7 protein-coding genes, 3 tRNA genes and 1 pseudogene are annotated in these 10,814 nt (G+C 59.9%); 4 read left to right on the forward strand and 7 right to left on the reverse strand.

All coding sequences use genetic code 11. The annotated features are described in order from the left end of the window. The first annotated feature begins 28 nt into the window (after positions 1 to 28). Positions 29 to 805 carry a phosphate ABC transporter ATP-binding protein PstB gene (pstB, locus tag QP981_RS03240; protein ID WP_016421380.1) on the forward strand — a complete coding sequence of 259 codons (777 nt, stop codon included), beginning with the start codon at positions 29 to 31 and terminating at the stop codon, positions 803 to 805. A gap of 478 nt (positions 806 to 1,283) precedes the next feature. Here the strand turns inward: pstB and phoU are convergent, their stop codons facing one another. The 6 genes and pseudogenes from phoU to QP981_RS03270 all read right to left on the reverse strand — a co-directional run bounded on the left by phoU (position 1,284) and on the right by QP981_RS03270 (position 9,342). Further along, entirely contained in the window at positions 1,284 to 2,021 is a 738-nt protein-coding gene (gene phoU / locus QP981_RS03245; RefSeq protein ID WP_101688091.1) for a phosphate signaling complex protein PhoU, read from the reverse strand. 90 nt (positions 2,022 to 2,111) lie between these two features. Then, a pseudogene (dusB, locus tag QP981_RS03250) lies at positions 2,112 to 3,268 on the reverse strand (tRNA dihydrouridine synthase DusB). A 132-nt stretch (positions 3,269 to 3,400) separates the two neighbouring features. Further along, on the reverse strand, positions 3,401 to 5,140 hold the full coding sequence (gene cydC / locus QP981_RS03255; protein ID WP_256881909.1) for a thiol reductant ABC exporter subunit CydC: 1,740 nt from the start codon (positions 5,138 to 5,140) through the stop codon (positions 3,401 to 3,403). Beyond that, a complete protein-coding gene (locus QP981_RS03260) occupies positions 5,137 to 6,687 on the reverse strand; it encodes an ABC transporter ATP-binding protein/permease (protein ID WP_284857370.1) in 1,551 nt (516 codons plus the stop codon). The genes cydC and QP981_RS03260 overlap by 4 nt, the downstream gene beginning before the upstream one ends. Before the next feature lie 29 nt (positions 6,688 to 6,716). Next, complete coding sequence (cydB, locus tag QP981_RS03265) at positions 6,717 to 7,733, reverse strand: cytochrome d ubiquinol oxidase subunit II (RefSeq protein ID WP_016421374.1); 1,017 nt, start codon at positions 7,731 to 7,733, stop codon at positions 6,717 to 6,719. 19 nt (positions 7,734 to 7,752) lie between these two features. After that, positions 7,753 to 9,342 (reverse strand): cytochrome ubiquinol oxidase subunit I, encoded by a 1,590-nt coding sequence (locus QP981_RS03270; protein ID WP_070643088.1) that lies wholly within the window; start codon positions 9,340 to 9,342, stop codon positions 7,753 to 7,755. A 216-nt stretch (positions 9,343 to 9,558) separates the two neighbouring features. On the opposite strand from QP981_RS03270, the gene QP981_RS03275 reads away from it, so the two are divergent. Next, positions 9,559 to 9,631: transfer RNA gene (locus QP981_RS03275), tRNA-Lys, on the forward strand. A gap of 75 nt (positions 9,632 to 9,706) precedes the next feature. Here the strand turns inward: QP981_RS03275 and QP981_RS03280 are convergent. Then, a complete protein-coding gene (locus QP981_RS03280) occupies positions 9,707 to 10,237 on the reverse strand; it encodes an NUDIX hydrolase (protein WP_070643090.1) in 531 nt (176 codons plus the stop codon). A gap of 200 nt (positions 10,238 to 10,437) precedes the next feature. On the opposite strand from QP981_RS03280, the gene QP981_RS03285 reads away from it, so the two are divergent. Both QP981_RS03285 and QP981_RS03290 read left to right on the forward strand, forming a co-directional pair. Next, a tRNA-Glu gene (locus QP981_RS03285) sits at positions 10,438 to 10,513 on the forward strand. Between the two features lie 14 nt (positions 10,514 to 10,527). Further along, positions 10,528 to 10,601 (forward strand) — tRNA-Asp (locus QP981_RS03290). Positions 10,602 to 10,814 lie beyond the last annotated feature (213 nt).

The raw sequence follows: 10,814 nt of genomic DNA on the forward strand, positions 1-10,814 counted from the left end.
CTATTTCAAGGAAGGTTTTTGAAAGACCATGGCTAAGCGCCTAGACCTTAACGATGTCAACATCTACTACGGCGATTTCCACGCTGTGCAGAACGTCGACCTGCACGTCCCGCCGCGTTCCGTTACCGCATTCATTGGCCCGTCCGGCTGTGGTAAGTCCACCGTGCTCCGTTCGCTGAACCGTATGCACGAGGTCATCCCGGGTGCCTACGTCACTGGCGAGGTGCTTCTCGACGGCGAAAACATCTATGGCCCGAAGATCGACCCGGTCTCCGTTCGTAACACCATCGGTATGGTGTTCCAGCGTCCGAACCCGTTCCCGACCATGTCCATCGAGGACAACGTCGTGGCTGGCCTGAAGTTGGCCGGTGTTAAAAACAAGGCTCATCTCCAGGAGGTTGCCGAGAAGTCCCTGCGCGGCGCCAACCTCTGGGATGAGGTCAAGGACCGCCTGGACAAGCCGGGTGGCGGCCTCTCCGGTGGTCAGCAGCAGCGTCTATGCATCGCACGTGCAATTGCAGTTGAGCCGGAAGTTCTGCTGATGGATGAGCCGTGTTCCGCACTGGACCCGATTTCCACCCTGGCAATCGAGGACCTGATTCATGAGCTGAAGGAAGAATTCACCATCGTCATCGTGACCCACAACATGCAGCAGGCAGCTCGTGTGTCCGATCAGACTGCGTTCTTCTCCCTCGAGGCAACCGGTAAGCCGGGTCGCCTGGTCGAGGTTGGCCCGACCAAGAAGATCTTCGAGAATCCAGACAAGAAGGAAACCGAGGACTACATCTCCGGTCGCTTCGGTTAAACGCTTTGCGTATGCCGTAATAAGCCAAAAAGAGCCCCGTACTTCACGCGTGTTCACGCGAGGTACGGGGCTCTTATTGTTGTTGCAGTTTATGAGATTGCTATGTCGCGCACTTGTTTTGCCACCTGATTGTCTAACCGCGGAGGTGATTTGTGCCGGGGAAAACAGTTTTTGTGGCGGGATCAAACAGTTACTGACTAGGTTTATGTCAGATGAATAGCGTTTATAGGCGGTAAAGTGTCATAAACCTAGTCAGTTTCTCGGTTTGAGGCGGTGTTGTGGCTGGGGCAGTGTTTGGCTGGGGCAGTGTTTAGCCTGGTGTGGCTTAAAAACAGCTCCACTTCGGTTTAAAACCCCGTGCCAGTTGGCCCATCGACGCAGCTCAACAGCCCCCAACATCTCTACAGCTCAGCCCAACACCCAGCCCGCCGAGCAGCCCAACAGCCCAGCCCCCCCAACAGCCTGCAGCTTCACGAACCTACATCCGCAGGTGACGCTCCAAGGCCTGCAGGCGTTGGTTAAAGCTGCGCTGGTCGCGCTCATCCTCGAGCTTGTCCAGGTAGACATCGCGCTTGTAACCGGTGGCCAGGTAAATAATCCGGGCGGCAACCTCGACAGCGTGATCCGCGTAACGCTCGTAGAAGCGGCTCAGCAGAGTGACATCCACTGTCTGCGCAGGGGAGTGAGGCCAATTATCGTCGTTGGTCAGCGTAAACAGGTGCTGGTGAATGTCATCGATGCTGTCATCGGTCTTATCCAAGGCCAATGCCTGGTCAACGTCGTAGTCGATGAGCACCTGACGGGTTTCGTGCGTCATCTGCTCAGATACGGAGGCCATCTCGCGGAAGAACCCCTCCACGGCCTCCGGCAGTGCCTTGTTCGGGTGGCGACGCCGGGCAACGTTGGCAATATGCACACTCAACGCGCCCATGCGGGAGATGTCCTCGACAATGTAGAGGCCACTGACAATCTGTCGGAGATCACCAGCCACAGGAGCTTCGCGGGCCAATAGCTCGAAGGCTCGCTGCTCCGCATCCTGGCGCAGGTCCTCGAGAGAATCAATCTGGGAAAGAACTGTTTCAGCCGAGACCAAATCAGCCTCGAAGAGGGCCTTGTTCGCAAGCTTGTGCATGGAGCCAACTCGGTCACACATCACAATCAGGCTGTGAGCCAAGTTGTCCATTTGTTCTCGGTAGACAGTGCGCATGCGTTCCATAGTAGGCAATCCTCAACAACGTCGCGCGTTAGTGGGGAGCCCCCAATTACCCCTCGTAAAGTTATGTAAACACTCGCTCAGAACCGAAGCTTAGCCACCGGAGTGCATAATCTCCGCGCCCTCGGGCACGGTGTCGTCCTCCGGGTCGTCCAGCCAGCCCTCCGGCAAGACCACCTTTGCAGGGGACCCCTGTCGGCCGCGGGCGCCGTCGGCGTCCTCCGGGCGGGCGTGGGCGCTGGGGCCGTCGTAAAGCGGTGCGAGAATCTCGTCGAGCGTGCCAGCGAATCGACGCGCGCAAGAGACTTCCGCACCTCACTGCCGGCAGGGTATCCCCGCAGGTACCAGGCAATGTGCTTGCGCAGGTCGCGGCAGCCCTTACGCTCGCCCTCGTGCTCCACGAGCAGTTCCGCGTGACGACGGATAATTCCCGCGACCTCACCAAATGTTGGTGCCGGCGGCACTTCTTCGCCACGCAGCTCGGCGGACAACTGCGCGAACAGCCACGGGCGGCCAAGGCAGCCGCGACCGACGACGACACCGTCGCAGCCGGTCTCGTCGAGCATTTTGCGGGCATCGGTGGAGGCGAAGATATCGCCGTTGCCAAGCACTGGGATATCGCTGAAGCCGGAGTCGACCATGTGCTCCTTCAGCCGCGCGATCTGTGACCAGTCAGCGTGGCCGGAGTAGCGCTGCGCTGCAGTGCGGGCGTGCAGAGCCACAGCCTGGGCGCCCATCTCAGCGGCGATGCGGCCGGCGTCGAGGTGCGTGTGGTGCTCGTCATCGATGCCGACGCGGAATTTCACGGTCACCGGGATCTCCGTGCCCTCAGTGGCTTTGACCGCTGCGGCGACGATGTTGCCGAAGAGACGGCGCTTGTACGGCAGCGCCGAGCCGCCGCCCTTGCGGGTGACCTTCGGTACTGGGCAGCCGAAGTTCATGTCGATGTGGTCGGCGAGGTTTTCGTCGACGATCATCTTCGCGGCCTCGTAGGTCCACTTCGGGTCAGTGGTGTAGAGCTGCAGGCTGCGCGGGTTTTCGTCAGGCGCGAAGGTGGTCATGTGCATGGTCTTCTCGTTGTGCTCGACCAGTGCTCGCGCGGTGACCATCTCGCAGACATAGAGGCCCGAGACCGTGCCTGTACGCTGCAGCTCCTGCTCGCGGCACAGCGTACGGAATGCCACGTTGGTGACACCGGCCATCGGAGCGAGTACCACGGGGGAAGCGAGCTCAAAGGGGCCGATGCGCATGTGCGCGGACGTGGCATCGGCGGGCTTGGCGGCGCTGAGCGGACTCGAGGAGGTATCTAACACGTACAGTATTGTGTCACGCTGAACTGCCGTTTTCGAATCTGTTTTATCTGGCGGATCGGATCGCCCCGGTTAGCGCTGCGTCCGCGGATGCCTGACGACGATCACCGTTCGGCGACCCCTCCCACCGGGCAGGTCGGTGGTATTGCGGAGAATTTCCAGGATGTGGTTCGACTCTTCGTCGAGGTGTTCGGTGGGTTCGTCGAGAAGCAGGATTGGCGCTGTGCTGACAAGCGCACGGGTGAGAATGAGCCTGCGCCGCTGACCACCCGAGAGACTGTCCGCGCCGCTGTCCAGAATCGTGTCCAGGCCGTCGGGTGCGGCATCGACCCAATTGCGCAGGCCCACGGCGTCCAGTACGGAGTAGATGTCATCGTCGCTGACCTGCGGGTTACCAATAGAGATGTTGTCCCGCACCGTCGTGGCGAAAATGTGCTCATCCTCGGCGATAAAACGCACCAAGTCGCACTGCTCCGTGTTTACGTGGGGCTCTCCGGCACTTGCCGCACTGCGCCACAGCTCACGTCCGTCTCCGTCAGTGATAGTCACCGTGCCCGCAACCGGCGGGATTAGTCCGGCGATTGTCTTCAGCAGCGTGGTCTTTCCGCTTCCCGACGGCGCCGTGATCTCCCGGTAGTCGCCAAAGGTGACCTCGAAGTTTTGCATCGGCAGTTGAGCTGGCTGGGCAGCGGGCTCTTCCGCAGTATTCGAACTGTTGTCGTCGGGGTAGCCCACGATTAAGTCTTGAACCTGCAGAGTTGGCCGAACTGTCAGGTGGTTCTGAGCGAGCGGGGACGTGTGGATTGGCGCTGTGGGGACTGGGGCTGAGCGCATGGCATCCGCTTCCCCTGATTCACTCGCACTTGACGCGAGCGTCAGCAAGGCTTCCCTCGATTGCGCCAGTGTTTGCGCAGCAGCTGGCAGCGGACCAACCGACTCAAAAGCCGCCAGCGGCACCAGAACCAGAACCGTCAGCCACTCGGGAGAGTGCAGCAAACCGCCGCCAGCGCCCCCGGCCGAATCCGTCACTAACCACGACGCTACGACCACGGTCAGGACAGCGGTCAACACGCTAGCCGCGGTGCTCAGTGCGGAGGCGCGGGCATTTGCTCGACCTGCGGCGTCATCGATGGCCGCAACCGTTTTGCTGGAGGATGACGCGGCAGAGACTGCCTCATCCAACTGGCCGTGGATACGCAGGCCGGCGGCGTCGGAAAGCAGCGCTTCGACGGCAGCGGCATGCGACTGAAGCGCGGCCGCGCGACGCTGACTTGAGCGCGCAGTGGTGCGATACGTCAGGTAAGGAGCAACACCGCCGGCCAGAAGCAGTCCCACCGCAAGGAGAACCGCAGCGGCAGGCGAGAGCAGCGCTACGAAGATGACGGCGATGAGAGAGGTCATAAGCGCCACCAACGCGGGCACTATTGAACGCACGACGGCATCGGCAAGTGCGTCAATATTCGCCCCGAGCGCTGTGACAATATCGGAACGCTCACGCAGCGCCAGCGTACGGTCGGCCACGAAATGCTCCCATAGCTTCACGCGCGAGCGCTCGGCGGTGCGCAACGCCACATCGTGGGAGACCAACCGGTCGAGGTATCGAAACGCAGCTCGCGAAATACCCAGCGCGCGCACAGACGTCACCGCCAAGGTGATGTCCATCAGCGGTGGCATCTGCCAAGAACGCGTAATCAGCCACGCCGACACCACGGTCAGACTCAGCGCGGACAGCAGCGTGATGGTGCCCGCCAACACCGGCCAAACCAGGTCGCGGGGTTTCACCAGGCGACGAAGCGCTTGCAGAGTAGTCATCGCGACTGCACCTCCACCACACGATCGGCGGCCGCAATCAACAGCGGATCATGGCTGGTGGCAATCACTGTGGCTCCGCGCCGGGCACGTGCGTGCAGGAGCCTAATCACGGACTGCGCACTGTCGGCATCCAGGTGAGCTGTCGGTTCATCGAGGAGGACGAGGTCGCGGGTGTCGTCGGCAAGCTCGCGCCGAAGCGCCTCCCGCTGACGTTGCCCGAGCGAGCGCCGCGAATTGTCTCCCACCGTCGCTGCGTCCAACACTGGGCGTTGGGGCAGCCACGCGATGCGCCGCAGCAGATCCTGGTCACGGAGAATGCGCTGGCCGTCGCGAATAGTTACGGAGCCTTCCAACCCCTCGTGCACGATGCCGGCGACCGCAAGCAGCGCTGTCGTCTTGCCCACGCCGTTCGGCCCCGCCAGCACCGTCACTGTGCCTGGCTGCGCGATGGCGCTTAATTCACTTGGCCGCACGCCGTCTCGCCCCGGCGCGGAAAGGCGTTCGAACACGACCGTGGGGGCGCTGTGGACACTGCTTGACGACGTTCCTTCGGCCACCTCTTCCACAGTTTCAGAGGTGGTGTCTGTGGAGTTTGGAGTCTGGCCAGCGTCCTTGTCTAACAGTTCCGTGACTTCGGTGGCAGCGACCACACCGTCCTGGGCGGCGTGGAATTTCTGGCCAACCTGGCGCACCGGGCCATAGATTTCTGGGGCGATGATGAGCACTGCCAGGCCGGTTGCCAGCGTCATGTGGCCTCCCAGAAGTCGGAAACCGATGCCGACGGCGATGAGGGCGATTGACAGGGTGGTGAGGAATTCCAGGACCGACGCGGATAGGAAAGCGATGCGCAGGACCTCCATGGTGGATTTCCGGTGGCGGGTCGACAGGCGCTTGATTTCCTCGCTGGGGGTGTCGGCCATGTTGTGCGCTTTGAGCGTTGGCAGGCCGATGACCAGGTCGAGAATCTGACCACGCACCGTGCCGATGTCGGCCAGACGGCGTTCTGTGTGGCCCTCAGTGAGGCGACCTACCAGCCACATGAACAGTGGAATGAGTGGCAGCGTGACAACCGCGATGGCAACCGATGGGAGGTCCAACCATGCGACTGCGACCAGTGCCATCGGGGTAGCCAGCGCTGCGGCCACCAGTGCGGGGAGGAATTCCGCCACGTAGACGGCCACACCATCGAGCCCGACCGAAAGCAATGCGCGCCAGTGCGCGGTGTCGACAGTGCGAGGATCGCGCAGAGCCAGGGCTCGCAGTGCCCGGCTGCGCAGGTCTGTGGCCACGCGTGCACCCGCAGATTGGCCGAAACGCACGAGCGCGTAGGAGCAGGCCACCCGAACGAGTACAGCGGCCGTGGCTATCAGCGCGAATAATGTCCAATTAGGAGTTGCCTCACCCAGAACCTGCGCCGTAATAGTGCCGATTGCCAGCCCCAACGCGATTGTGGCACCTGTGCTCGCGGCGGTCAGTGCGCCCGCGAAAATGACCCAACGCCAGGCTGGGGCCGACAGCTTGAATAGTTTCGGATCGACAGGTGCCACTTTTTAGAAACTAACCTCCAACGGACGGTCTACTGCGAGACCTTACGCTCAGCCATCAACCGCTTGCGGAATACCCAGTATGTCCACGCCTGGTAGGCAATCACCAGTGGGGTAATCACCAGCGCGGTCCAGGTCATGATTTTCAGCGTGTAAGGGTTAGAGGCGGAATTCCAGATATCGAGGGAGACGCCGTCGGCAAGCGTCGTCGGCATCAGGTACGGGTACATGGCGCCGAAGACAACGGTGGTGACGGCAGTCACGGTGACGGCGGTTGCGGAAAAAGCGATGCCGTCGCGGTTGCCTACGGTTGCGGAGATGGCAATGACCAGCCCCGCGACGGCGATAACGACAACAGCCCACAGCCAGGTCTTTCCGTATCCCAACTGTGTCCAGATGAGGAACACGCCGCCAAAAATCAGCGCCGACAGTGCCGGAATTCGAGCGGCGTTGCCGACCTCGTCGCGTAGCTTGCCGGCGGTCTTCAGCCGCAGGAACGTAACTGCGTGAAGAGCGAACACAGCCGCAAACGCAATCCCGCCGACCAGAGCGTACGGGTTCAGCAACCCGAGCAGGGTACTAAAGCCGGAGTCCAAGTTCTTGTCGGCATTCAGCGGGACACCGCGCACCAGGTTCGCGACCGCTACGCCCCACAGAATTGGAGGCAGCCAGGAGCCGAAGATAATCGCGCGGTCGCACCAGGCGCGCCAGTGCTCATCGTTGACTTTGAAGCGCCATTCCAGCCCGACGATACGGACAATCAACGCCACCAGAATCAGGAAGAGCGGCAGGTAGAAGCCGGAAAACATAGACGCATACCATTCCGGAAACGCCGCGAAGAGCGCGCCGCCAGCGGTAATTAGCCACACTTCGTTGCCGTCCCATACCGGCCCGATAGTTCCGAGCATCGCTTTACGACGCGGTTCATCGCGGCCAACGAACGGCAGCAGCATTCCGACGCCGAAGTCAAAGCCCTCGAGAAGGAAGTAGCCGGCGAACAGGAACGCGATCAGGACAAACCACAAAACGGGAAGATCTAATCCGAACATGTCAGAGATACATCCTTATCTACTTTGTGTCCTCAGTCGCGGAGACTTCGGAGTCGGGGCTGGCAGCGGACTGGGCATGGACCTTGTTGAATCGAACCGGAGACGAGATGATCGCGCCCAGATTGGTAGCGATTGGTGACGACGGGCCAGCGTGCTCGGGGTCATTGCCGATGGCGTTGATAGCCTCAGCGGATTCGGTCGGAGGTCCGGCAATAACTGCGCGGCGAATCAACCAGAACCACACCACTGCCAAAATCAGGTAGAGCAGGGTAAAGCCCACCAGGGTGATAATCACCGTGGCCGGTGCGTGGTCGGACACACCCATATCGACGGTCATGCGAATCAGCTCGGTGCGCGGGTCGCCCGCGTGATCCGGGTTCGGGTGCACAATCCAGGGCTGACGGCCCATCTCCGTAAAGATCCAGCCAGCGCTGCTGGCCAAGAACGGGAACGGAATCGCGAGGATACTGCAAGCGGCGAAAATGCGGGCTCGCTTGCCCGTCGGCACGCGCCCCTTGCGAGTAAATAGCCAAGCGAAAAACGCGATAGCCAGAGAACCGACCATGAGCCCAATCATGGCGCGGAAAGACCAGTATGTGACGAACAGATTCGGAGAGTAATTGCCTGGGCCGAAGACCGCCTCAGCTTTTTCTTGCAGGTCCTGCACGCCCTGGAGCGTGACGCCACTGAACTTGCCCTCGGCCAGGAAAGGCAGCACCCATGGCACCTCGATGAGATGCAGCACCGAGTCGCAATTGTTGTGCGTACCGACGGTCAGAATCGAGAACATTGGATCTGTCTGCGTGTGGCACAGGGACTCGGCCGATGCCATCTTCATCGGCTGCTGCTCGAACATAAGCTTGGCCTGGATATCGCCGGTGATAAACACCGCCAGCGAGCTGAGCACAGTTGTCCAGAGCCCGACCTTCATGGACTTGTGAAACGTCCGTTCGTGAACAGTATTGCTCTGGCCACCGCGGCGGCTCTGAACCAGCCACCAGCCACTGACGCCGACAACGAGCGTGCCGGCGGTAAGGAAAGAGCTGGCCACGGCATGCGGGAAAGCTGCCAAGGCAGTGGAGTTGGTCAACAGTGCGCCAAAGTCTGTAAGCTCTGCGCGGCCGGTTTCCGGGTTGTAGACCGCGCCTACAGGATGCTGCATGAACGAATTGGCGACGATGATGAAATACGCCGAGATATTCACCGCAATAGCGACAATCCAAATCGAGAGCGTGTGCATCCAGGTGGGAATACGCCCCCAGCCGAAAATCCACAGTCCCAGGAAAGTGGATTCCAGGAAGAATGCGATGAGGCCTTCAAGAGCCAGCGGGCCGCCGAAGACATCACCGATCATGCGGGAGTACTCCGACCAGTTCATACCGAACTGGAATTCCTGGACGATACCCGTGGCTACGCCCATGGCGAAGTTAATAATGAAGATGGTGCCGAAAAGCCGCGTCGCTCGGTACCAAAGGTCATTTTTCGTCGTGGCCCACAGTGTCTGCATGAGCGCGACGAGCGGAGCTAGACCAATTGTCAGTGGGACAAAAATGAAGTGGTAGACGGTGGTTATGCCAAATTGCCAACGAGATATATCGACGACATCCATGTTTCCTCGACTGAAAAAGTAGACATAAACGATGCGTGTACTTCGTCGGATTTGTCGAAGCCTGCATCAAGTGCCCGCAGTATTCCTGCTTATTAATTCAGTCGGACAGGAGGGGTAAAAAGTTCCGGGGTGTGAACTTATCGACGCGGGCAGGGCAAAACTCCGGAGGGCAATTATTAAAAACAAGCGCGTAATTGCTAGGCTGTTTTGTTGCGCGGGCCTTTAGCTCAGCTGGTAGAGCTACGGACTTTTAATCCGCAGGTCGCGGGTTCGAGCCCCGCAGGGCCCACAAGCACGCAAAACCCCAGGTCATCAACAGCCTGGGGTTTTGTAGTATCTTGCCTGTATTTGCCCTCTGTGGCACCTACTTCTCCCGCTTGTGGTAGCCCATCCGTGGCTTGAAGCCCGCCGGGTGCTTAAGCTGCGCCACTGCATCGGCGACTATCAAGCGGAAGCGTGGCTTCATCGGTGGCATCTGTGAGATCTGGAACCATCCGACATCAGTGGATTCATCATCAGCGACATAGGGGACGTCGTCGCCAACAACACTGCAGCGCATGGAGATATCCAGATATGAGGAAACATCGCCGTTGAGGTGTTCGATAGGGCCAACGGCGCCAGTTCCAAGCAGGGCCTCAACTGTGACATCGAGTCCCGTTTCTTCCTTTACCTCTCGCACGGCGGCGTCGTGAGGCTGCTCGTCCGGGTCGATAATTCCGGTGACTGGGGTCCATTCACCATTATCGGAGCGACGAACCAGCAAGACCTCGGGCAAGGCGTACATCGGTGCATTCGGCGGAACATCGCGAATGACGATAGCCGTGACACCGGGGAGCCAGAGCGGAGCGTGGCCCACTTTTTCACGGAGCTGAACAATGAAATCCGGAATTGCCATAGTTGCGAGCTTATCTGAGTACTAGTAGCGTCCGCGGAAATAGTAAGAAACTCCAGTTCAACCGTGGATTTTGGGAAAAGGGTACTTATCCTCTATAGTTCTTTACGTTGCCAAGAGCGCGCGCAAATGCAATGTTCATACACTGCAGGTGTACGCGGAGTGTGCCACTGAGTGGGCAACTCTTTGCAGCGTTAAGTCGGGCTCCCATCGTCTAGAGGCCTAGGACTCCGCCCTTTCACGGCGGCAACACGGGTTCGAATCCCGTTGGGAGTACCACTAAAAATCATGATGGCCCTGTGGCGCAGTTGGTTAGCGCGCCGCCCTGTCACGGCGGAGGTCGCGGGTTCAAGTCCCGTCAGGGTCGCAATTCTAAACGCCAGTTCCGGTTGGAGCTGGCGTTTTTTGCTTTTGGTTAGTGGTGCGCTGGGCGTCGGGGGTTAAGTAAAGAAAAGTGTGTCTTTTCCGGGCGTGTTGCGGTTATTTGATCCAGCCTTTTTGGAGGGTTAAGGGTCAAAATGTGTGTCTGGCTCGGCGTGTCGCGGGGGTTAGATTTGGCCTTTTTGAATGCCGATTGAGT

The organism is Corynebacterium sp. MSK047, assembly GCF_030232285.1.
Taxonomy (GTDB): Bacteria; Actinomycetota; Actinomycetes; order Mycobacteriales; family Mycobacteriaceae; genus Corynebacterium; species Corynebacterium jeikeium_D.

Bases quoted from the DNA above. Each gene is read 5' to 3' on its own strand.
- cydC (WP_256881909.1), bottom strand. From the start codon at position 5,140: ATGACTACTCTGCAAGCGCTTCGTCGCCTGGTGAAACCCCGCGACCTG.
- QP981_RS03280 (WP_070643090.1), bottom strand. From the start codon at position 10,237: ATGGCAATTCCGGATTTCATTGTTCAGCTCCGTGAAAAAGTGGGCCAC.
- cydB (WP_016421374.1), bottom strand. From the start codon at position 7,733: ATGTTCGGATTAGATCTTCCCGTTTTGTGGTTTGTCCTGATCGCGTTC.
- pstB (WP_016421380.1), top strand. From the start codon at position 29: ATGGCTAAGCGCCTAGACCTTAACGATGTCAACATCTACTACGGCGAT.
- phoU (WP_101688091.1), bottom strand. From the start codon at position 2,021: ATGGAACGCATGCGCACTGTCTACCGAGAACAAATGGACAACTTGGCT.
- QP981_RS03270 (WP_070643088.1), bottom strand. From the start codon at position 9,342: ATGGATGTCGTCGATATATCTCGTTGGCAATTTGGCATAACCACCGTC.